Origin of the sequence: Pseudomonas sp. NPDC096950 (genome assembly GCF_044762525.1) — a bacterium.
Taxonomy (GTDB): Bacteria; Pseudomonadota; Gammaproteobacteria; order Pseudomonadales; family Pseudomonadaceae; genus Aquipseudomonas.
The window spans coordinates 71,466-93,161 of record NZ_JBIWEL010000022.1 but is presented as its reverse complement, the minus strand read 5'-3'; the positions used below and the strand labels follow the sequence as shown (position 1 = coordinate 93,161).

The window sequence follows — 21,696 nt, the reverse complement described above, 5'->3', positions numbered from 1 at the left end:
AGATGGCATTGAAATCCCCCGCGTTTCGTAAAAAATTTCCGTTGTTGGTTACCGGCAGTCTGCTGGCCCTGCAACCCCTAGCCACTTCCTACGTGGTCGCCGCGGAACAGTATGACTGCTCAGTCTCTGCTTCGGGTGCCTGGGACTGTGCGCCCAAGTCGCCGGCAGCTGCATTGCCGCCGCGGCCCGTCCATGACGGCAGCGCAGCAGTCACCGCGAACGGTGAAGCTCCGGCCCAGAACGGCTCCAGCGAAGACGCTGGCGCCAAGCCTGTGCTAGTCACCGAGTCCAAGGGCCGCGGCCTGAAGTCCCGTAGCGCAGACTACAGTCACCTCGACTGGGTTCCGCGCGAGAAGCTCACTGCTGCGCAGTTGGCCGAAACCGGTCCTTACTGCTCTGGTTCCTATATCGAACCAATTCGTCCTGGCATGAATGACAAGACGAATAAAAGTGACGCTCCGACCTTTATCGGCGCCAAAGCTTCCCGCTATAACACCGAAGATCAGATCGGCACCCTCGCGGGTGACGTGGTCTTGCGTCAGGGCAGCATGCAGGCCGAGGCCGATGAGGCCAGCCTGTACCAGGCCGAGAGCCGCGGCGAACTGAGCGGCAACGTGCGTATTCGCGACAACGGCGCACTGCTCGTGGGCGACCACGCCGACGTGCAGCTCGACACCGGTGAAGCCAAGGTCGATAACGCCGAATACGTGATGCACAAATCCCGTATCCGCGGTAACGCGCTGTACGCCAAACGTGCCGAGAACGCGATCATCCGCCTCAAGGATGGTACGTACACCACGTGCGAGCCGAACAGTAACGCCTGGCAGCTCAAGGGCAACAACATCACCTTGAACCCGGCGACCGGTTTCGGTACCGCGACCAACGTAACGCTGCGGGTCAAGGACATTCCGGTCCTGTACACGCCGTACATCTACTTCCCGATCGACGATCGTCGCCAGTCAGGTTTCCTGCCGCCGACCATCGGCGCCGGCAGCGATACCGGCCTGTTGCTGGTCACGCCGTACTACTTCAACCTGGCACCGAACTACGATGCCACGTTGTATCCGCGTTACATGAGCAAGCACGGCCTGTTGATGGAAGGCGAGTTCCGCTACCTGACCAAGTCCAGCGAAGGTCAGTTCGGTGCTGCCTATCTGAACGACGAAAGCAGTGATCGTGACAAGCAGACCGATTCGGCAAAAACTCGCTACATGTACAACTGGCAGCACAAGGGTGGCCTGGATTCGCGTATCTATACGCAAGTCGATTACACCAAGATCAGCGATCCTTACTACTTCCAGGATCTGCAGACCGATCAGATTGGCATTAAAAGCCAGGACTATGTCACCCAGCAGGGTGCCGTCATCTATCGTGGCGATAACTACGCCGCGACGCTAAGCGCCACGGCCTATCAACTGGCGACGGTTTCGGCCATTACGCCATACGATCGCTTGCCGCAAATCACCTTCAATGGTGCATTGCCGGATCATCCGGGTGGATTGAATTTCGAATACAACACCGAAATCGTCCGGTTTGATCGGGATCTCAAGAACGGCACCTACACAGATGAAGACGGCAATGTGTCGGACCGCCTGGATACCCACGTTGCCGGTCTCGCGCGTGCCACCGGTGATCGCCTGAACCTGGCGCCGGCAGTCAGCCTGCCGCTGAACTGGTCGTATGGTTTCCTTAAACCAACGCTCAAGTATCAATACACCCAGTACCAACTCGATCTTGATGGCAAGGGCAAAAGCGACATTGCGGCGCAGAGCGCGGAACAGGATAAGATCAACGGCACCTTCGACAGCAATCAGAACCGTGGCGTACCGATTGCCAGCATCGACAGCGGCCTGTACTTCGACCGCAATACCCAATGGTTCGGCAAGAACTACCGCCAGACTCTTGAGCCACGCCTGTTCTATCTCTATGTTCCAGAAGTTGACCAGGAAGACATCCCAGTGTTCGACACTGGCGAGTACACCTTCAACTATGCGTCTCTGTTCCGCGACAATCGTTTCTCCGGTACCGACCGTGTAGGCGACGAAAACAAACTGTCCCTGGGCATTACCAACCGCTGGATTGAAGAAGATGGTTTCGAGCGTCAGCGCATCAGCGTCGGCCAGGCCATGTACTTCAAAGACCGCGAAGTCCAGTTGCCGGGTATTGAAGCAAAAACCCGCGACGATGCACACGCCAACGTTTCGCCTTACGCACTGGAATACGAATATCGCTGGAACCGCGATTGGCGCACCACCGCCGACTACAACTGGGACCCGGACAGCCGCAGCCCGCGTTCGGGTAGCGCGATGTTCCACTACCAGCCTGAAGACAACCCGAACAAGGTTATCAACGCCGGTTATCGCTATCGCAACGACCAGGTTCGTTACGACCAGAACACCGGTAAATGGACCGTGGGCGGCGGCGACTATGGCGTCGAAGGCCAACCAGGCTTCGTGAAGGACTACTACAAGATCCAACAGCACGACTTCTCGGTAATCTGGCCGATCGTGCCGCAATGGAGCGTGATCAGCCGCTGGCAGTATGACTACAACCGCAACCGTACCCTGGAAGCCTTCGGTGGTTTCGAGTACGACAACTGCTGCTGGAAAATGCGCCTGATTAACCGTTACTGGGTTTCCTATGACGAATTCAGTCAAGAGGCCCCGCAAAACGAAAAAGGCGACCGCGGCATATTCCTCCAAATTGTTCTGAAGGGACTCGGCGGCCTCACCGGCGCCAAAGTAGAGAGCTTCCTCGACAAAGGCATTCAAGGTTATCGTGAACGTGAAGACCAAGCTTTCTGATTGTCTGCGCCCGCTAGTGCTGGGCGCGCTGTTCCTGGGTACTGCGGCTAACGCCGCGGTACAGTCCATCGATAAGGTGGTGGCCATCGTCGATAACGACGTGGTCATGCAAAGCCAACTGGATCAACGGGTCCACGAAGTCCAGCAAACCATCGCCAAGCGCGGCGCCGCCGTGCCGCCGACCAGCGTGCTGGATCAGCAGGTACTGGAACGCCTGATCGTCGAAAACCTGCAATTGCAGATCGGCGAACGCTCAGGCATCCGCATTACTGATGAAGAACTGAACCAGGCCGTCGGCACCATTGCCCAGCGCAATAACATGTCGATTGATCAATTCCGCGCCGCCCTGGCCCACGACGGTCTGTCTTATGACGACGCCCGTGACCAGATTCGTCGCGAAATGATCATCAGCCGTGTGCGTCAACGTCGTGTGGCCGAGCGCATCCAGGTGTCCGAGCAGGAAGTGAAGAACTTCCTCGCTTCCGACCTGGGCAAAATGCAGCTGTCCGAAGAGTTTCGCCTGGCCAACATCCTGATCCCTACGCCGGAAAGCGCCAACTCCGACGCGATTCAGGCTGCATCCAAACAAGCGGACGCGGTTTACCAGCAACTCAAGCAAGGCGCTGACTTCGGTCAGTTGGCTATCGCCAAATCCGCCAGCGAAACCGCACTGGAAGGCGGCGACATGGGCTTCCGCAAAGCGGCTCAATTGCCACCTCCATTCGATCGCATGCTGAGCACCATGGCAGTTGGCGACATCACCCAGCCAATGCGCACCCCGGGCGGCTTCATTATTCTGAAGATCCTCGAGAAACGTGGTGGCGAGACCCAGATGCGTGACGAAGTGCATGTCCGTCACATCCTGGTCAAACCAAGCCCGATTCGCGACGAAGAAAAAACCAAGGCCCTGGCCCAATCGCTCTACACCCGTATCGAAGCGGGCGAAGACTTTGGCGAGCTGGCGAAAAACTTCTCGGAAGATCCGGGTTCTGCCCTCAACGGCGGCGACCTGAACTGGATCGACCCGAACGCCCTGGTGCCTGAGTTCCGCGAAGTGATGGCCAAGACCCCGCAAGGTCAGCTGTCCAGGCCGTTCAAGACCCAATATGGCTGGCACGTTCTGGAAGTCCTTGGCCGTCGCGCCACTGACAGCACCACCCAGGCCCGTGAGCAGCAAGCGATGACCGTACTGCGTAACCGCAAATACGACGAAGAGCTGCAAACCTGGCTGCGTCAGATCCGTGACGAAGCGTACGTAGAGATCAAACTCCCTGGTGCAGACCAGGCAGCGCAGTGAAACCCAAGCGTTTCGCGCTGACACCCGGCGAACCGGCCGGCATAGGTCCTGACCTGTGCCTGCTGCTCGCCTCGCAAGCCCAGCCACATCCCCTGATAGCCATTACCAGCCGCGACCTGCTCATCGAGCGGGCCGCGCAGCTGGGTGTGGTCGTCGACCTGTTGCCGGTCACCCCGGACAACTGGCCGGACGCTCCTGCACCGGCCGACAGCCTTTATGTCTGGGATACCCCGCTCAACGCCAAGGTCACCGCCGGGCAACTGGACAAGGCCAATGCGGCGTTCGTCCTGGAAACCCTGACCCGTGCCGGCCAAGGCTGCATGGACGGGGATTTCGCCGGAATGATCACTGCGCCGGTGCACAAAGGCGTAATCAATGAATCCGGGATCGCCTTTTCCGGGCACACGGAATTTCTCGCCGACCTGACCCATACCGCACAAGTGGTGATGATGCTCGCCACCCGCGGATTGCGCGTGGCACTGGTCACCACTCACCTGCCCCTTCGGGAGATTGCCGACGCGATCACCCCGGAGCGTCTGGAACGGGTCACGCGGATTCTGCACAGCGACCTGCAAGAAAAATTCGGCATTGCCCAGCCTCGCATCCTGGTTTGCGGGCTCAACCCCCACGCCGGTGAAGGCGGACACCTGGGCCATGAAGAAATCGACATCATCGAACCCACCTTAGAGCGTCTGCGCGGCGAAGGCATGGACCTTCGGGGCCCCCTGCCCGCCGACACTCTGTTTACCCCCAAATATCTGGAGCACTGCGACGCGGTGCTGGCGATGTACCACGACCAGGGCCTGCCGGTGCTGAAGTACAAAGGCTTCGGCGCGGCAGTCAACGTGACCCTCGGCTTGCCGATCATCCGCACATCGGTGGACCACGGCACAGCCCTGGACCTGGCCGGTAGCGGCAAAATCGACACCGGCAGCCTGCAAGTCGCCCTGGAAACCGCCTACCAGATGGCCGAGACCCGTTTATGACCGAGCACTACCAACACAAGGCGCGCAAACGCTTTGGCCAGAACTTCCTGCACGATGCCGGCGTTATCGACCGCATCCTGCGCGCCATCCGCGCCAAGCCCGAAGACCGCCTGCTGGAAATCGGCCCGGGCCAGGGTGCACTGACCCAAGGCCTGCTCAACAGCGGCGCACAACTGGACGTGGTGGAGCTGGATAAAGACCTGATCCCGATCCTCAACCAGCAATTCGCCGGCAAGGACAACTTCAACCTGCATCAGGGCGACGCGTTGAAGTTCGACTTCAACAGCCTGAACGCCGCGCCGAACAGCCTGCGTGTGGTCGGTAACCTGCCGTACAACATCTCCACGCCGCTGATTTTTCACCTGCTGAACAACGCCGGCATCATTCGCGACATGCACTTCATGCTGCAAAAGGAAGTGGTCGAGCGTCTGGCGGCGGGTCCTGGCGGTGGTGACTGGGGTCGCCTGTCGATCATGGTTCAGTACCATTGCCGGGTCGAGCATCTGTTCAACGTCGGCCCGGGCGCGTTCAATCCGCCGCCGAAAGTCGATTCGGCCATCGTGCGCCTGGTGCCTCACGACGTACTGCCGCACCCGGCCAAGGATCACAAGTTGCTGGAGCGCGTAGTGCGCGAAGCCTTCAACCAGCGCCGCAAGACCCTGCGCAATACCCTCAAGTTGCTGCTGAGCAACGATGAAATCGAAGCCGCCGGCGTCGATGGCAGCCTGCGCCCCGAGCAGCTCGACCTGGCCGCTTTCGTGCGCCTGGCCGACAAGCTCAGCGAGCAAGTCCTGCAGGCGCCCGCCGCCGACTGATAGCCGATGAGCGTGATCGGGTAGGACGCCAGACGCGATGTCTGGTTTACTACCCGATACTTGGCCTAGACTGAATCACATCAGCTACGCCCCGCGTCCCGCTTCGTTTTTAAGGCCTCTTGCATGTCCGATCCTCGTTATCAGGTCGACGTCAGCGTCGTCACTCGCTATCTGGCAGAACAATCGCAACCCGAGCACAACCGCTTTGCCTTCGCCTACACCATCACCGTGCACAACAATGGCGAGCTACCGGCCAAGCTGTTGTCGCGGCACTGGGTCATCACCGACGGCGACGGGCATGTGGAAGAGGTTCGCGGTGCTGGCGTGGTGGGCTTGCAGCCACTGATCCAGGCCGGTGAAAATCACACCTACAGCAGCGGCACGGTAATGACCACCCGGGTCGGCACCATGCAGGGTACCTACGAAATGATCGCCGATGACGGCAAGCACTTCGATGCCGTGATCGCGCCATTCCGCCTGGCGGTGCCCGGAGCCCTGCACTGATGGCAACGTATGCCGTCGGCGACCTGCAAGGCTGCCTCGAACCGCTGCAATGCCTGCTCAAGCAAGTGGCCTTCGACCCTGCCCAGGACAAACTGTGGCTGGTGGGCGATCTGGTCAACCGCGGGCCGCAGTCGCTGGAAACCCTGCGCTTCCTCTATAGCCTCCGCGAATCGCTGGTGTGCGTGCTCGGCAACCACGATCTGCACTTGCTGGCTGCCGGGCATAACATCGAACGCTTGAAGAAAAACGACACCCTGCGCGAAATCCTTGAAGCGCCTGATCGCGCGGAACTGCTGGAGTGGCTGCGTCAGCAAAAACTCATGCACTACGACGAACAGCGCGACATCGCCCTCGTCCATGCCGGCATACCGCCACAATGGTCGCTGCGCAAAGCCTTGAAATGCGCCGGTGAAGTCGAAGCCGCCCTGCGTGACGACAACCTGTTCCCGCCGTATCTGGATGGTATGTACGGCAACGAGCCGACCAAATGGAGCAGTGACCTCACCGGCGTGGATCGCTTGCGGGTGATCACCAACTATTTCACCCGCATGCGCTTCTGCACCAGCGAAGGCAAGCTCGACCTCAAGGGCAAGGAAGGCGTCGACACCGCGCCACCGGGTTACGCCCCGTGGTTCAAGTACAAGGAACGCAAGACCAAAGGCCTGAAGATCATCTTCGGTCATTGGGCAGCCCTTGAAGGCAAGTGTGACGAGCCCGGCATCTTCGCCCTCGACACCGGTTGTGTCTGGGGCGGCGCGATGACCCTGATGAATGTCGACACCCTTGAGCGCCTGAGTTGCAAATGCGACGAGCAAGGCCACGCCCAGCCGTCAGTCGCCCCACTTATTCCCGAACAAACGTCAGCCAGCGCCCAGCGCTAGACTGCGCTTTCAGCCGAGCCACAGGAGCCCGCCATGAGCGAATTCAAACGTATCCCCCCAGAACAGGCCCAGGCCCTGCGCGAACAAGGCGCAGTGGTGGTCGATGTCCGCGATCCGCAAACGTACGCCGCGCTGCACATCGCAGGCTCGAAGCATCTGGATAACGTGTCCATCTCGGATTTCATCCGCGCCGCCGACCTGGATGCACCGACGGTCGTAGTCTGCTATCACGGCAATTCAAGCCAGAGCGCGGCGGCGTACCTGATCAGCCAGGGCTTCTCCGACGTCTACAGCATGGATGGCGGTTTTGAGCTGTGGCGCACGACTTATCCCGCGGAAACGGCGCAAGGCACTTCCGAATAATATTTTTGTAACGCGCAAGCCCCGGCCCCCGTGGGCTCGCGCGGTGGCAGACGAACGGTCTGCCACAACTAATTACGTATCTCGCCTTTACCTCCCGAATAAGCAACTATCCTTAAGCGCAGGCCATCCAAAACAGGGGAGAGCCGGTACACCGGCGCGCGGATCATCGGGAGTAGCTTTCGGGGTAGTCAGCTTCGAAAGAGTTCTGGGGGGTAAACAGCAACTGACTATTCGGTTGCTGCCAGCATCGACTGAGTGATCCGGCGTCGGCTCCACGTATCGAGCGAGGTGACGTCATGAGTATCTTTAGCCACTTCCAACAACGCTTCGAGTCCACACGCCAGGAAGAACTCTCGCTGCAAGAGTATCTGGAGCTGTGTAAAAAGGACCGCAGCGCCTACGTTTCCGCCGCCGAGCGTTTGCTGCTGGCCATCGGAGAACCGGAGCTGCTCGACACCTCGGCCAACTCGAGACTGTCGCGAATCTTTTCCAACAAGGTGATCCGCCGCTATCCGGCCTTTGAAGACTTCCACGGGATGGAAGAATGCATCGACCAGATCGTGTCGTATTTCCGCCATGCGGCCCAAGGCCTGGAAGAGAAGAAACAAATTCTCTACCTGCTCGGTCCCGTCGGCGGCGGTAAATCGTCCCTGGCCGAGAAGCTCAAACAGCTGATCGAGAAAGTGCCCTTCTACGCGATCAAGGGCTCCCCGGTATTCGAGTCGCCCCTGGGTCTGTTCAACGCCACTGAAGATGGCGCGATCCTCGAGGAAGACTTCGGCATTCCACGGCGCTACGTCAACACCATCATGTCGCCTTGGGCGACCAAACGCCTGGCCGAATTCGGCGGCGACATCAGCCAGTTCCGGGTGGTGAAACTCTATCCGTCGATCCTCAACCAGATCGCCGTGGCCAAGACCGAGCCTGGGGATGAAAACAACCAGGACATCTCGGCGCTGGTGGGCAAGGTCGATATCCGTAAACTGGAAGAATTCCCGCAAAACGACGCAGACGCCTACAGCTACTCGGGTGCGCTGTGCCGGGCCAACCAGGGTCTGATGGAATTCGTCGAAATGTTCAAGGCACCGATCAAGGTGCTGCACCCACTGCTGACCGCCACCCAGGAAGGCAACTACAACAGTACCGAAGGCCTGGGCGCGATTCCGTTCACCGGAATCCTGCTGGCTCACTCCAACGAATCGGAGTGGCACACCTTCCGTAACAACAAGAACAACGAAGCGTTCATCGACCGGATCTACATCGTCAAAGTGCCGTACTGCCTGCGGGTCAGCGACGAAGTGAAGATCTACGACAAGCTGCTGTTCAACAGCTCGCTGGCCAAGGCCCATTGCGCGCCCGACACCCTGAAAATGCTCGCCCAGTTCACCGTGCTCTCGCGTCTTAAAGAACCGGAAAACTCGAACATCTACTCCAAGATGCGCGTGTATGACGGCGAGAACCTCAAGGACACCGATCCGAAAGCCAAGTCGATCCAGGAGTACCGCGATAACGCTGGTGTGGATGAAGGCATGAACGGCCTGTCGACCCGGTTCGCGTTCAAGATCCTGTCGAAGGTCTTCAACTTCGATCCGCACGAAATCGCCGCCAACCCGGTGCACCTGCTCTACGTGCTGGAACAACAGATCGAACAGGAACAATTCCAGGCCGAGACCCGCGAGCGCTACCTTCGCTTCCTCAAGGAATACCTGGCGCCGCGTTATATCGAATTCATCGGCAAGGAGATCCAGACCGCCTACCTCGAGTCTTACAGCGAGTACGGCCAGAACATCTTCGATCGCTACGTGCTGTACGCCGACTTCTGGATCCAGGACCAGGAATACCGCGACCCGGAAACCGGCGAAATCCTCAACCGCGTAGCCCTGAACGAAGAGCTGGAGAAAATCGAAAAACCGGCCGGCATCAGCAATCCGAAGGATTTCCGCAACGAAATCGTCAACTTCGTGCTGCGTGCCCGCGCCAACAACAACGGCAAGAACCCGACCTGGCTCAGCTACGAAAAACTGCGGGTGGTTATCGAGAAGAAAATGTTCTCCAACACCGAGGACCTGCTGCCGGTCATCAGCTTCAATGCCAAGGCCAGCAAAGAGGATCAGCAGAAGCACAACGACTTCGTCACAAGGATGGTCGAGCGCGGCTACACCGACAAACAGGTACGACTGCTGTCCGAGTGGTATCTGCGGGTCAGAAAATCACAGTAACCCGCTGCCGGTCAGACCGGTTGTCGTCAGCCAGAGGCCTGTGCACGGTTTTTCTGTTACACAGACCTCTGGAAGGTGTTCGAAAGTCGGTAACGAGGTTCAAGCAGTATCCAACAGCGCTTGGGGGAGCGTGATCATCCCTTGGCACCGGTCCGATGCTGCATAACCGCTCGCCCCTTTCAGGACAGCTTCTAAGGAGCAGTCATGAGCTATGTGATCGACCGACGTCTCAATGGCAAGAACAAGAGCACGGTGAACCGCCAGCGGTTCCTGCGGCGTTACCGTGATCACATCAAGAAGGCCGTCGAAGAGGCGGTCAGCCGGCGTTCCATTACGGATATGGAACATGGCGAACAAATCAGCATTCCCGGCCGCGACATTGACGAGCCGGTGCTTCACCACGGCCGCGGCGGCAAGCAGACCGTTGTGCATCCGGGCAACAAGGAATTCACCAGCGGCGAGCACATTGCCCGTCCACCCGGAGGTGGCGGCGGCAGAGGCCCAGGCAAGGCCGGCAACTCTGGCGAAGGCATGGATGAATTCGTCTTCCAGATCACCCAGGAGGAATTCCTCGAATTCATGTTCGAGGACCTCGAACTGCCGAACCTGGTCAAGCGCAACCTGACCGGCACCGACACCTTCAAGACCGTTCGCGCCGGCATCAGCAACGAGGGCAACCCGTCGCGGATCAACATCATCCGTACTCTGCGCTCGGCACACGCCCGGCGCATCGCCCTGTCCGGCAGCAGCCGTGCGCGGCTACGGGACGCCAAAGAGGAACTGGCCCGACTTAAACGGGAAGAGCCGGACAACTTCGGCGATATCCAGGAAATCGAAGCGGAAATCGAAAAACTCAGCGCGCGGATTCACCGGGTGCCGTTCCTTGATACTTTCGACCTCAAGTACAACTTGCTCATCAAGCAGCCCAACCCCAGCTCCAAAGCGGTGATGTTCTGCCTGATGGACGTGTCCGGCTCGATGACCCAGGCGACCAAGGACATCGCCAAGCGCTTTTTCATCCTGCTTTACCTGTTTCTCAAGCGTAACTACGACAAGATCGACGTCGTGTTCATCCGCCACCACACCAGTGCCCGCGAAGTGGACGAGGAAGAGTTTTTCTATTCACGGGAAACCGGCGGCACCATCGTTTCCAGCGCCTTGAAACTGATGCAGGAGATCATGGCCGAGCGTTATCCGAGCAACGAGTGGAACATCTACGCGGCCCAGGCTTCCGACGGTGACAACTGGAACGACGACTCGCCGATCTGCCGTGACATCCTGATCAACCAGATCATGCCGTTTGTGCAGTACTACACTTACGTTGAGATCACCCCACGCGAACACCAGGCCCTGTGGTTCGAATACGAACGCATCGCCGAAGCCTTCTCTGACACTTTTGCCCAGCAGCAACTGGTCTCGGCCGGGGATATCTACCCGGTCTTCCGTGAACTCTTCCAGCGCAGGTTAGTGACATGACCGCCAAAGAGCAGAAGCGCCAACCCATTTCCACCGGCTCCGAATGGACATTCGAGCTGATCCAGGCCTATGACAAGGAAATCAGTCGCCTGGCGGCCCGTTATGCCCTGGATACGTACCCCAACCAGATCGAAGTGATCACCGCCGAGCAGATGATGGACGCCTACGCCTCCGTCGGCATGCCCTTGGGTTATCACCATTGGTCCTACGGCAAACACTTCCTGAGCACCGAGAAATCCTACACCCGCGGTCAGATGGGCCTGGCCTACGAGATCGTGATCAACTCGGACCCGTGCATCGCCTACCTGATGGAAGAAAACACCATCTGCATGCAGGCGCTGGTAGTGGCGCATGCCTGCTATGGCCACAACAGCTTCTTCAAGGGCAATTACCTGTTCCGCACCTGGACCGACGCCAGTTCGATCATCGATTACCTGGTGTTCGCCAAGCAGTACATCATGCAATGCGAGGAGCGCCACGGCATCGACGCGGTGGAAGACCTGCTCGACTCCTGCCACGCCCTGATGAACTACGGCGTTGACCGTTACAAACGCCCGTATCCGATTTCCGCCGAAGAAGAACGTCGTCGGCAGAAGGATCGTGAAGAACATCTGCAGAAACAGATCAACGATTTGTGGCGCACCATTCCAAAAGGCGCGGACAAGTACAGCGACAAGGACAACGCACGCTTCCCCGCCGAACCTCAGGAAAACATCCTGTACTTCATCGAAAAACACGCGCCGCTGCTGGAACCGTGGCAACGGGAAATCGTGCGGATCGTGCGTAAGATCGCCCAGTATTTCTACCCGCAACGCCAGACCCAGGTGATGAACGAAGGCTGGGCCACGTTCTGGCACTACACGCTGATGAACGACCTGTACGACGAAGGCCTGGTCACCGACGGTTTCATGATGGAGTTCCTGACGTCCCACACCAGCGTGGTCATGCAGCCGGGCTTCGACAGCCCTTACTACAGCGGCATCAACCCCTACGCCTTGGGTTTTGCCATGTACCGGGACATCCGGCGCATGTGCGAGCACCCAACCGAAGAGGATTACCGCTGGTTCCCGGAAATCGCCGGCACCGATTGGCTGTCGACCATCAAATTCGCGATGAGCAGCTTCAAGGATGAGAGTTTCATCCTGCAATACCTGTCGCCCCAGGTAATCCGTGACCTGAAGCTGTTCAGCATCCTGGATGACGATCAGAAGGACGACTTGCTGGTCCCCGCCATTCACGATGAACCCGGCTACCGGACCATCCGCGAAACCCTGGCGGCCCAGTACAACCTGGGCAACCGCGAACCCAACGTGCAGATCTACAGCATTGATCGACGCGGCGACCGTTCATTGACCTTGCGTCACCAGCAACACGACCGAAAACCGCTGGGCGAATCCACCGAGGAAGTGCTCAAACACCTGCATCGGCTCTGGGGCTTCGACATTCACCTGGAAACCCTGCAAGGCGACCAGGTAATGAAAGTCCATCACGTGCCGCCCAGAAGTGAACACGCCGAGGGGGATTACGGTCGGCTGGACCTGGCTGTCATTCACCTTTGATTTGGTTTCTGCCTCCGGAAGTTCGACGCAACGGTTATTCTGTCGAGCTAACGGAGGTTTTTTATGCAGATTTATAAAGTTGGCGGCGCCGTACGCGATCGCCTGCTGGGCAAGCCTGTCACCGATATCGACTGGGTCGTGGTAGGCGCCACCACCGAAGAAATGCTCGCCAAGGGTTTTCGCCCGGCGGGCTCGGACTTCCCGGTGTTTCTTCACCCAAAAAGCGGTGAGGAATACGCCCTCGCCCGGACCGAACGCAAAAGCGGACGCGGTTACGGCGGTTTCACGTTCCACGCCAGCCCCGAAGTCACCCTCGAAGAAGACCTGATCCGCCGCGACCTGACGATCAATGCCATGGCCGAGGACGATCAGCAGAATCTGACCGACCCTTACCACGGCCAGCGCGATCTTGAAGCGCGCCTGCTTCGCCACGTTTCCCCCGCATTCGCCGAAGATCCACTCAGGGTCTTGCGCGTTGCCCGCTTCGCCGCGCGCTATGCAACGCTGGGTTTCAGCGTCGCGCCAGAGACTCTGGAGTTGATGCGCCAGCTCAGCGATTCCGGCGAACTGGAGGCATTGACCGCGGAACGTAGCTGGAAGGAAATCTCCCGCGCCCTGATGGAAGATCAACCGCAGGTGTTCATCGAAGTCCTGCGCGCGTGCGGCGCACTCAAAGTGCTGATGCCGGAGCTCGACGCGCTGTTCGGCGTCCCACAAACGGAAGCCCATCACCCGGAAATCGATACCGGCGTGCACACCTTGAGCGTGCTGGAACAATCGGCGCTGCACAAACAACCGCTGACAGTGCGCTGGGCGTGCTTGCTACATGATTTGGGCAAAGGCCTGACTCCGGAAGCGGAATGGCCGCGACACATCGCCCATGAGCACACGGGGCTTAAGCTGATCAAAGCGGTCAACGAACGCTTCAAGGCACCGAAGGATTGCCAGGAACTGGCACTGCTGGTGGGCCAATATCACACCCACGGGCATCGCGCCCTGGAGCTGAAGCCCTCGACGTTGCTGGAGTTACTGCAGAGTTTTGACGTCTATCGGCGGCCGCAGCGGTTTGAGGAGTTTATTGCGGCGTGCGAGATGGATGCCCGCGGGCGCAAGGGCCTGGAGCAGAGAAGTTATCCACAGGCGGATTATTTGCGCGGGGCGGCGAATGCGGCGCGGAGCGTGGCGGTGCAGCCGTTGCTGGAGAAAGGATTCAAGGGCCCGGAGCTGGGTGAGGCGATCAAGCGCGAGCGACTTAAAGCGTTGAAAGCCTACACAGAAGCGGCGTCTAGCTGAAAAGCTTCGCGGGCAAGCCCGCTCCCACAAGAGGTTCGCAATACCTGCGGGAGCGGGCTTGCCCGCGAAAGCGTCAGCAGGGCCGCAACAAATTCGACGGGGTCAACGACTCCCCGCGCCACTCAAACGCCACCGGCGCCAACACCTGATCAATCTGCGCTTCGCCCCACAAGGTCGCAAAGCTTTTGCCTACACCCGGATGAACCCGATCCGGCGCAATCAGCGACAACGGCCACAACACGAAGGCATTTTTCAGGATCTCTGCCCGGGGCAGGATCAAGCCATCGAAGTTGCCCACCAGATCACCGAACAACAGCACGTCGATATCCAGGGGCAAGCCCTTGCGATCCGGCGCATAACGACCGTTGTCCGCCTCGATGAATTTCAATCGGCGATCCAACTCCATCAGAGGCAGGTCAGTGAACGCCGACACCACGAAATTGAAAAACGGACCACTCTTGATCCCCACCGGCTGGCTTTCGAACACCGCCGAGCAGCGGATATCCACCAGAAAACCCGCCAGGGCTTCCAGGCCAGCCTGCAAATGGGCTTCGCGCTCGATATTGCTACCGAGCCCGAGGTACACCTGAGTCAGCGACATCCGCGCTCGATCTCCACGCCCACGCCACCGGTGGCTGCCGGAACGGCGCCCGGCTTGGTCAGTTTGAGGCGCACCCAGGTGATCTTGAATTCGCTCATCAGGACTTCGACCAAGCGCTCTGCAAAAGTCTCGACCAATTGGAACTGCGCCTGCTCGGCGAACGCCTGGATACGCGCCGAAACGCTCGCGTAGTCGAGCGCCAAGGTCAGGTCGTCGCCAGCCGCTGCCGGGCGATTGTCCCAGGCGAAGCTCAGGTCAAGTCGCAGACACTGGCGGATGCCTCGCTCCCAGTCGTAGGCACCAATCACGGTGTCGACTTCCAGGCCCTCGATAAACACTCTGTCCAAGCACTTTTCTCCGCTGCACGACAAGGGCGCAATGCGCCGTTAGAATCAGGGCGTCCTCGCCCGGAATAGTTAGCATGTTTTGGTTATTGGCGACCCTCGCCTACCTGCTCGGCTCTCTGTCCTTCGCCATTTTGCTCAGCCGCCTGACCGGAAACCCGGATCCGCGAATGAGTGGCTCGGGCAATGCCGGCGCCACCAACATGTTGCGCCTGGTCGGCAAGAAACTCGCCATCCTGACGTTGCTCGGCGACCTGTGCAAAGGCCTGTTGCCCGTGCTGATCGCCGCTGTTGCCGGCCTTTCGCTGCAAGAACAGGCCTGGATCGGTGTGTGTGCCGTGATCGGTCACCTGTTCCCGCTGTACTTCCGCTTTCGCGGCGGCAAAGGTGTCGCCACCGCCGCCGGCATGTTGCTGGGCCTTTACCCGCCAGCGGCTCTGCTGGCGGTCTGCGCCTGGCTGCTGACGTTCTACCTGACCCGCACCAGCTCACTGGCGGCGCTGATCGCCACACCGCTGACCCTGCCACTGCTCGCCTGGCAAGAGCCGGCGGCATTGCTGCCCATGAGCGCACTCACGGTGCTGATTGTCTGGCGGCATCGCGGCAATCTACGCGACCTGTTTGCAGGGCGCGAACGGCATTTTTAAATACCGCACATGAGCGCCGCTCATCGTTCACGTCATCAAAGGGCCGACAACTGCTCCATCGGCCAGCGTGCCTGCACGCTGATCGCCAGGCTTTCGTGCTGACCCGCCTGCAAACGCTGGCAACCGGCAAACGCAATCATCGCGCCGTTATCGGTGCAGAACTCGGGACGCGCATAAAACACGTCGCCCTTCATGTCGCCGAGCATTTTTTCCAGTGAAGTACGCAGTGCCTTGTTGGCGCTGACGCCTCCAGCGATCACCAGACGCTTCATCCCAGCCGCTTTCAGGGCGCGCTTGCACTTGATGGTCAAAGTCTCCACCACGGCTTGCTGGAACGCCAGCGAGATGTCGCAACGGGCTTGCTCGCTGTCGTCCCCGGCGCTGACGCATTGCTGCCAAGTGTTCAGGGCGAAGGTTTTCAAGCCGCTGAAGCTGAAGGCCAGGCCCGGACGATCGCACATCGGACGCGGGAACGTGAAACGCCCTGCCACCCCCTGCTCCGCCAGGCGCGCGATTTCCGGACCACCCGGATAATTGAGGCCCATCATCTTCGCAGTCTTGTCGAACGCTTCGCCGGCGGCATCGTCGAGGGTTTCGCCCAACAACGTGTATTGGCCGATTCCATCGACCTGAACCAGTTGCGTATGACCGCCCGACACCAACAAAGCGACGAACGGGAATTCGGGCGGTTGCGGCTCCAGCATCGGCGCCAGCAAATGACCTTCCATGTGGTGCACGCCGAGGGCCGGAATGCCCCAGGCAAAGGCCAGCGCCTGGGCGCAGGAAGCCCCCACCAACAACGCGCCGACCAGGCCGGGGCCCGCGGTATACGCGATGGCGTCGATCTCGGTCGGCACGCAGCCGGCTTCGGCCAACACCTGACGAATCAAGGGCAGCATGCGTTTGACGTGGTCACGGGAGGCCAGCTCCGGCACCACACCGCCATAGGCGCGGTGCAGGTCGATCTGGCTGAACAGCGCGTCGGCCAGCAGGCCGCGTTCACTGTCATATAATGCGACACCGGTTTCGTCGCAGGAGGTTTCTAATCCCAGTACTAGCATGGGTTTGCGCCTTGTTTAGGCTGAATTCGAAGGCGCGCATAATAGTCGCCATGGGATGCCCCGACTAGCGGTTTTCGATCAGAGGCTTTGCATTCCGGTCGATGAGGAGTTAACATCCGCAACCCTTAAAAACCGACGTCTTCAAGTGCTCTTTTGCCGCGAGGATGTTGACCCCGGTAATGAATGAAGGTAGCTCTGGATGCCAGCCGTCAAAGTAAAAGAGAACGAACCCTTCGACGTAGCTCTGCGTCGTTTCAAGCGCTCCTGCGAAAAAGCCGGTGTACTGGCTGAAGTTCGTAGCCGCGAATTTTACGAGAAGCCAACCTCTGAGCGTAAGCGCAAAGCAGCAGCCGCTGTTAAGCGTCACGCCAAGAAAGTACAGCGCGAACAGCGCCGCGCCGTTCGTCTGTACTAATACACAGACGTTCGTAGCAAGCTTCTGCCAAGCCCGGCCCTCAGCCGGGCTTATGGCATTTGCGTAAAACGCTTGATGCTTCACCGTCTACGCCGCAGATGCGACTCGGACAAACCTGCTTCACAGCGTCAGACCTGGCTCTTTTGCCAGCGGTGCACGTCTTTTCTGACGAGCCTTCCAAGGCTACTGACGAGCACACCCACTGATTCCTCTTACGACGATCAGCCCAAGGCACCTGCTTGCGTGCCCGCTTATTGAGCTATCCGAGGCCATCGATTGGCCGTAGCGGATTTTCAGCGCAACACTTTCAAATAGTCGAATACTGAATGGTACTAACGTCAGTGGATTTTCGGCAGATACACTTCCCGACAGCGATTATGCAGACGACAACGGTCGAGCCACATCTACGTGTGCCTCAAGCAACGACCCGCGCACGTTCGCCGTTCGTTTTGGATCCGTTTCAGCGCAGATGACGAGAACGCCATGGCCGGGCTAATTCCCCAGAGCTTCATTGACGACCTTCTGAACCGCACCGACATCGTCGACGTGGTCAGCTCGCGCCTGCAAATGAAAAAAGCCGGCAAGAACTACACCGCCTGCTGCCCGTTCCACAAAGAGAAAACCCCGTCCTTCAGCGTCAGCCCCGACAAACAGTTCTATTACTGCTTCGGCTGCGGCGCTGGCGGTAACGCCCTCGGCTTCATGATGGACCACGACAACCTGGATTTCGTCCAGGCTGTCGAAGAACTGGCTAAAGCCGCCGGCATGGAAATCCCCCGCGAAGAAAGCGGCCGCCCGCACAAACCGCGGCAGCCGACCGATTCGCCGCTGTACCCGCTGCTCACCGCCGCCGCTGATTTTTACCGGCAGGCGCTGAAAAGCCACCCATCGCGCAAAGCCGCAGTGGATTATTTGAAAGGCCGCGGCCTGACCGGCGAAATCGCCCGGGACTTCGGCCTCGGCTTCGCCCCGCCGGGCTGGGACAATCTGTTCAAGCACTTGAGCAGCGACACCCTGCAACAGAAAGCCATGGTCGATGCCGGCCTGCTGATCGAGAACGCCGAAACCGGCAAACGCTATGACCGCTTCCGCGATCGCGTGATGTTCCCGATCCGCGACAGCCGCGGGCGCATCATTGCCTTCGGTGGCCGCGTATTGGGCGATGACAAGCCGAAATACCTGAACTCACCGGAAACCCCGGTATTCCATAAAGGCCAGGAACTCTACGGCCTCTATGAAGCACGCAAGAACAACCGCAACCTCGACGAAATCATCGTCGTCGAAGGCTACATGGACGTCATAGCTCTCGCCCAGCAAGGCCTGCGCAACGCTGTCGCGACCCTGGGCACCGCCACCAGCGAAGAGCACTTGAAGCGACTGTTTCGCGTCGTGCCCAACGTTTTGTTCTGTTTCGACGGCGACCAGGCTGGCCGCAACGCCGCGTGGCGAGCACTGGAAGCAGCGCTGCCATGCCTGCAGGACGGGCGGCGCGCGCGCTTCCTGTTCCTGCCCGAGGGCGAAGACCCGGATACGCTGGTCCGCTCCGAGGGCACCGACGCCTTCCGCGCGCGGATCAATCAGCACGCGCAACCGCTGGCGGATTATTTCTTTGAACAGCTAACCGCAGAATCCGACCCGCGCTCGCTCGAAGGCAAGGCCCACATGGCCACCCTCGCTGCACCGCTGATCGATAAAGTCCCGGGCGCCAACCTGCGCATTCTGATGCGTCAACGATTGACTGAAATCACCGGCCTGACTGGCGAAGCCGTCAGTCAACTGGTGCACAGTGCTCCTCAGGACGCCCCGCCGGCCTACGATCCGGGCATGGATTACGACGCCATGCCGGATTACAGCGACTACCATCAGCCTCAAGCGCAAGACATGTATGCGCCGCAGCCGGAATGGACGCCGAAGAAGCCCGGCGCCGGCGGCAAGAAATGGGACAAGAAACCCTGGGACAAGAATGGCAAGCGTGGCGGCGATCGCGATCAACCGAGTGCCCCGCGCACGCCGATTGCCGTCGAAGCACCAACGCTGATCGCATTGCGCACGCTCATCCATCACCCGGATCTGGCCGGCAAGGTAGAAACCGCCGACCACTTCGCCAATGAGAGCAACACCTACGCTCAGTTGCTGGTAGCCCTGATCGAGGCGGTGCAAAAAAATCCTAAGCTAAACTCAATTCAGCTAATGGCCCGTTGGCACGGGACCGAACAGGGTCGTTTACTCAAGGCGCTGGCGGAAAAGGAATGGCTGATTGACGGTGACAACCTTGAACAACAGTTTTTAGACACCATTACTAGGTTATCGGCAACTCAACACACGGATAGCCTGGAAGTACTAATCAGAAAAGCAAGGCAGCCAGGACTGACCGCGGAGGAAGCAAATCAGATCGCAAATCAGATGCGCGACCTATTAAAACGCAATATGGCTGTATCAACCCCGACCTCAACTGGCGCGTGAGGTCATAGCTCAGGTATAATCCTCGGCTTGTTTTTTGCCCGCCAAGACCTTCAGTGGATAGGGTGTTATGTCCGGAAAAGCGCAACAGCAGTCTCGTATCAAAGAGTTGATCACACTTGGTCGTGAGCAGGGTTACCTGACTTACGCGGAGGTCAACGACCACCTGCCGGAGGATATTTCAGATCCGGAACAGGTGGAAGACATCATCCGCATGATCAACGACATGGGGATCAACGTATTCGAGGTTGCGCCAGATAAGGATTCCCTTATGCTGGCCGACGCCGATACCGACGAAGCCGCGGCCGAAGAGGCAGCAGCAGCGTTGGCAGCGGTCGAGACCGACATTGGTCGCACCACCGACCCAGTGCGCATGTACATGCGTGAAATGGGTACGGTAGAGCTCCTCACTCGTGAAGGCGAAATTGAAATCGCCAAGCGTATTGAAGAGGGCATCCGTGAAGTGATGGGCGCAATTGCGCACTTCCCTGGCACGGTTGACCACATTCTGTCCGAATACACTCGCGTCACCACCGAAGGTGGCCGCCTGTCCGACGTCCTGAGCGGTTATATCGACCCGGACGACGGCATTGCGCCGCCTGCTGCAGAAGTGCCGCCGCCTGTCGATCCGAAAGCCGTGAAAGCGGATGACGACACCGACGACGACGAAGCTGAAGCCAGCACCGACGACGAAGAAGAAGCCGAAAGCGGTCCGGATCCGGTCATCGCGGCACAGCGTTTTGGCGCTGTCTCCGACCAGATGGAAATCACCCGCAAGGCGCTGAAGAAGCACGGTCGTGGCAACAAGGCGGCAATTGCCGAACTGGTGCTGCTGGCTGAGCTGTTCATGCCGATCAAACTGGTGCCGAAGCAATTCGAAGGCCTGGTCGAGCGTGTTCGCAGTGCCCTGGATCGTCTGCGTCAGCAAGAGCGCGCGATCATGCAGCTCTGCGTTCGGGATGCGCGCATGCCGCGTGCCGACTTCCTGCGCCAGTTCCCGGGCAATGAAGTCGACGAAAGCTGGTCCGATGGCCTGGCCAAAGGCAAAGGCAAATACGCCGAAGCCATTGGTCGCCTGCAACCGGACATCATTCGTTGCCAGCAAAAGCTGATCGCGCTGCAAACCGAAACCGGTTTGACGATTGCCGAGATCAAGGACATCAACCGTCGCATGTCGATCGGTGAGGCCAAGGCCCGCCGCGCGAAGAAAGAGATGGTTGAAGCGAACTTGCGTCTGGTGATCTCCATCGCCAAGAAGTACACCAACCGTGGCCTGCAATTCCTCGATCTGATCCAGGAAGGCAACATCGGTTTGATGAAAGCGGTAGACAAGTTTGAATACCGCCGCGGCTACAAATTCTCGACTTATGCCACTTGGTGGATCCGTCAGGCGATCACTCGCTCGATCGCCGACCAGGCCCGCACCATCCGTATTCCGGTGCACATGATCGAGACGATCAACAAGCTCAACCGCATTTCCCGGCAGATGTTGCAGGAAATGGGTCGCGAACCGACCCCGGAAGAGCTGGGCGAACGCATGGAAATGCCTGAGGACAAGATCCGCAAGGTATTGAAGATCGCTAAAGAGCCGATCTCCATGGAAACCCCGATCGGTGATGACGAAGACTCCCATTTGGGTGACTTCATCGAAGACTCGACCATGCAGTCGCCAATCGATGTTGCTACCGTTGAGAGCCTTAAAGAAGCGACTCGCGAAGTTCTCTCCGGCCTCACTGCCCGTGAAGCCAAGGTTCTGCGCATGCGCTTCGGTATCGACATGAATACCGACCACACCCTCGAGGAGGTTGGTAAGCAGTTCGACGTGACCCGTGAACGGATTCGTCAGATCGAAGCCAAGGCGCTGCGCAAGCTGCGCCACCCGACGAGAAGCGAGCATTTGCGCTCCTTCCTCGACGAGTGATCACAAAACCCCCGGCCCAGGCCGGGGGTTTTGCTTTATGCAGATTAAAT

Annotated in this window: 18 protein-coding genes; 15 read left to right on the top strand and 3 right to left on the bottom strand. The window is 59.1% G+C overall.

Annotated features, from left to right (window positions below):
* The first annotated feature begins 2 nt into the window (after window positions 1-2).
* The 11 genes from ACIQY3_RS26700 to ACIQY3_RS26650 all read left to right on the top strand — a co-directional run bounded on the left by ACIQY3_RS26700 (window position 3) and on the right by ACIQY3_RS26650 (window position 14,197).
* Window positions 3-2,804 carry an LPS-assembly protein LptD gene (locus tag ACIQY3_RS26700; protein WP_403025807.1) on the top strand — a complete coding sequence of 934 codons (2,802 nt, stop codon included), beginning with the start codon at window positions 3-5 and terminating at the stop codon, window positions 2,802-2,804.
* Window positions 2,779-4,101 (top strand): peptidylprolyl isomerase SurA, encoded by a 1,323-nt coding sequence (surA, locus tag ACIQY3_RS26695; protein ID WP_403025804.1) that lies wholly within the window; start codon window positions 2,779-2,781, stop codon window positions 4,099-4,101. The genes ACIQY3_RS26700 and surA overlap by 26 nt, the downstream gene beginning before the upstream one ends.
* Entirely contained in the window at window positions 4,098-5,087 is a 990-nt protein-coding gene (gene pdxA / locus ACIQY3_RS26690) for a 4-hydroxythreonine-4-phosphate dehydrogenase PdxA (protein WP_403025803.1), read from the top strand. The genes surA and pdxA overlap by 4 nt, the downstream gene beginning before the upstream one ends.
* The gene (rsmA, locus tag ACIQY3_RS26685; protein WP_123513043.1) at window positions 5,084-5,902 is read left to right on the top strand and encodes a 16S rRNA (adenine(1518)-N(6)/adenine(1519)-N(6))-dimethyltransferase RsmA; all 819 of its coding nucleotides are present in this window, start codon (window positions 5,084-5,086) and stop codon (window positions 5,900-5,902) included. Before pdxA ends, rsmA begins: the two co-directional genes overlap by 4 nt.
* A 123-nt stretch (window positions 5,903-6,025) precedes the next feature.
* The gene (gene apaG / locus ACIQY3_RS26680; RefSeq protein WP_054044140.1) at window positions 6,026-6,406 is read left to right on the top strand and encodes a Co2+/Mg2+ efflux protein ApaG; all 381 of its coding nucleotides are present in this window, start codon (window positions 6,026-6,028) and stop codon (window positions 6,404-6,406) included.
* Window positions 6,406-7,287 carry a symmetrical bis(5'-nucleosyl)-tetraphosphatase gene (locus ACIQY3_RS26675; RefSeq protein ID WP_403025799.1) on the top strand — a complete coding sequence of 294 codons (882 nt, stop codon included), beginning with the start codon at window positions 6,406-6,408 and terminating at the stop codon, window positions 7,285-7,287. The genes apaG and ACIQY3_RS26675 overlap by 1 nt, the downstream gene beginning before the upstream one ends.
* A 33-nt stretch (window positions 7,288-7,320) precedes the next feature.
* Window positions 7,321-7,650, top strand: a complete 330-nt coding sequence (gene glpE, locus ACIQY3_RS26670) for a thiosulfate sulfurtransferase GlpE (protein ID WP_054044142.1) — start codon at window positions 7,321-7,323, stop codon at window positions 7,648-7,650.
* Between the two features lie 296 nt (window positions 7,651-7,946).
* Window positions 7,947-9,869, top strand: a complete 1,923-nt coding sequence (locus tag ACIQY3_RS26665; RefSeq protein ID WP_054044143.1) for a PrkA family serine protein kinase — start codon at window positions 7,947-7,949, stop codon at window positions 9,867-9,869.
* Between the two features lie 204 nt (window positions 9,870-10,073).
* On the top strand, window positions 10,074-11,345 hold the full coding sequence (locus ACIQY3_RS26660; protein ID WP_054616829.1) for a YeaH/YhbH family protein: 1,272 nt from the start codon (window positions 10,074-10,076) through the stop codon (window positions 11,343-11,345).
* Window positions 11,342-12,904: a SpoVR family protein gene (locus ACIQY3_RS26655; RefSeq protein WP_054044145.1), complete on the top strand. Its 1,563-nt coding sequence runs from the start codon at window positions 11,342-11,344 to the stop codon at window positions 12,902-12,904. The genes ACIQY3_RS26660 and ACIQY3_RS26655 overlap by 4 nt, the downstream gene beginning before the upstream one ends.
* 63 nt (window positions 12,905-12,967) lie before the next feature.
* Entirely contained in the window at window positions 12,968-14,197 is a 1,230-nt protein-coding gene (locus ACIQY3_RS26650) for a multifunctional CCA addition/repair protein (protein WP_403025796.1), read from the top strand.
* Window positions 14,198-14,270: 73 nt separating this feature from the next.
* Here ACIQY3_RS26650 and folK read toward each other — a convergent pair whose 3' ends face one another.
* Entirely contained in the window at window positions 14,271-14,798 is a 528-nt protein-coding gene (gene folK, locus ACIQY3_RS26645; RefSeq protein ID WP_403025794.1) for a 2-amino-4-hydroxy-6-hydroxymethyldihydropteridine diphosphokinase, read from the bottom strand.
* Window positions 14,789-15,145: a dihydroneopterin aldolase gene (gene folB, locus ACIQY3_RS26640; protein ID WP_403025792.1), complete on the bottom strand. Its 357-nt coding sequence runs from the start codon at window positions 15,143-15,145 to the stop codon at window positions 14,789-14,791. The genes folK and folB overlap by 10 nt, the downstream gene beginning before the upstream one ends.
* A gap of 74 nt (window positions 15,146-15,219) precedes the next feature.
* Here folB and plsY point away from each other — a divergent pair, with 74 nt between their 5' ends.
* Complete coding sequence (gene plsY / locus ACIQY3_RS26635; protein WP_403025790.1) at window positions 15,220-15,789, top strand: glycerol-3-phosphate 1-O-acyltransferase PlsY; 570 nt, start codon at window positions 15,220-15,222, stop codon at window positions 15,787-15,789.
* 35 nt (window positions 15,790-15,824) lie between these two features.
* Here the strand turns inward: plsY and tsaD are convergent, their stop codons facing one another.
* The gene (gene tsaD, locus ACIQY3_RS26630; RefSeq protein WP_054044149.1) at window positions 15,825-16,850 is read right to left on the bottom strand and encodes a tRNA (adenosine(37)-N6)-threonylcarbamoyltransferase complex transferase subunit TsaD; all 1,026 of its coding nucleotides are present in this window, start codon (window positions 16,848-16,850) and stop codon (window positions 15,825-15,827) included.
* Window positions 16,851-17,049: 199 nt separating this feature from the next.
* Between tsaD and rpsU the strand changes: the two genes are divergently transcribed.
* The 3 genes from rpsU (at window position 17,050) to rpoD (ending at window position 21,646) form a co-directional block, all read left to right on the top strand.
* Window positions 17,050-17,265, top strand: a complete 216-nt coding sequence (gene rpsU, locus ACIQY3_RS26625) for a 30S ribosomal protein S21 (RefSeq protein WP_002551877.1) — start codon at window positions 17,050-17,052, stop codon at window positions 17,263-17,265.
* 483 nt (window positions 17,266-17,748) lie between these two features.
* Window positions 17,749-19,728 carry a DNA primase gene (gene dnaG / locus ACIQY3_RS26620; RefSeq protein ID WP_403025787.1) on the top strand — a complete coding sequence of 660 codons (1,980 nt, stop codon included), beginning with the start codon at window positions 17,749-17,751 and terminating at the stop codon, window positions 19,726-19,728.
* Window positions 19,729-19,795: 67 nt separating this feature from the next.
* Window positions 19,796-21,646, top strand: coding sequence for an RNA polymerase sigma factor RpoD (gene rpoD / locus ACIQY3_RS26615; protein WP_123410550.1), 1,851 nt, complete (start codon window positions 19,796-19,798; stop codon window positions 21,644-21,646).
* Window positions 21,647-21,696: the final 50 nt, after the last annotated feature.

Bases quoted from the DNA above. Each gene is read 5' to 3' on its own strand.
- rpsU (WP_002551877.1), top strand. From the start codon at position 17,050: ATGCCAGCCGTCAAAGTAAAAGAGAACGAACCCTTCGACGTAGCTCTG.
- tsaD (WP_054044149.1), bottom strand. From the start codon at position 16,850: ATGCTAGTACTGGGATTAGAAACCTCCTGCGACGAAACCGGTGTCGCA.
- ACIQY3_RS26665 (WP_054044143.1), top strand. From the start codon at position 7,947: ATGAGTATCTTTAGCCACTTCCAACAACGCTTCGAGTCCACACGCCAG.
- dnaG (WP_403025787.1), top strand. From the start codon at position 17,749: ATGGCCGGGCTAATTCCCCAGAGCTTCATTGACGACCTTCTGAACCGC.
- apaG (WP_054044140.1), top strand. From the start codon at position 6,026: ATGTCCGATCCTCGTTATCAGGTCGACGTCAGCGTCGTCACTCGCTAT.
- ACIQY3_RS26675 (WP_403025799.1), top strand. From the start codon at position 6,406: ATGGCAACGTATGCCGTCGGCGACCTGCAAGGCTGCCTCGAACCGCTG.
- rsmA (WP_123513043.1), top strand. From the start codon at position 5,084: ATGACCGAGCACTACCAACACAAGGCGCGCAAACGCTTTGGCCAGAAC.
- folK (WP_403025794.1), bottom strand. From the start codon at position 14,798: ATGTCGCTGACTCAGGTGTACCTCGGGCTCGGTAGCAATATCGAGCGC.
- rpoD (WP_123410550.1), top strand. From the start codon at position 19,796: ATGTCCGGAAAAGCGCAACAGCAGTCTCGTATCAAAGAGTTGATCACA.
- glpE (WP_054044142.1), top strand. From the start codon at position 7,321: ATGAGCGAATTCAAACGTATCCCCCCAGAACAGGCCCAGGCCCTGCGC.
- ACIQY3_RS26650 (WP_403025796.1), top strand. From the start codon at position 12,968: ATGCAGATTTATAAAGTTGGCGGCGCCGTACGCGATCGCCTGCTGGGC.
- ACIQY3_RS26655 (WP_054044145.1), top strand. From the start codon at position 11,342: ATGACCGCCAAAGAGCAGAAGCGCCAACCCATTTCCACCGGCTCCGAA.
- plsY (WP_403025790.1), top strand. From the start codon at position 15,220: ATGTTTTGGTTATTGGCGACCCTCGCCTACCTGCTCGGCTCTCTGTCC.
- ACIQY3_RS26700 (WP_403025807.1), top strand. From the start codon at position 3: ATGGCATTGAAATCCCCCGCGTTTCGTAAAAAATTTCCGTTGTTGGTT.
- ACIQY3_RS26660 (WP_054616829.1), top strand. From the start codon at position 10,074: ATGAGCTATGTGATCGACCGACGTCTCAATGGCAAGAACAAGAGCACG.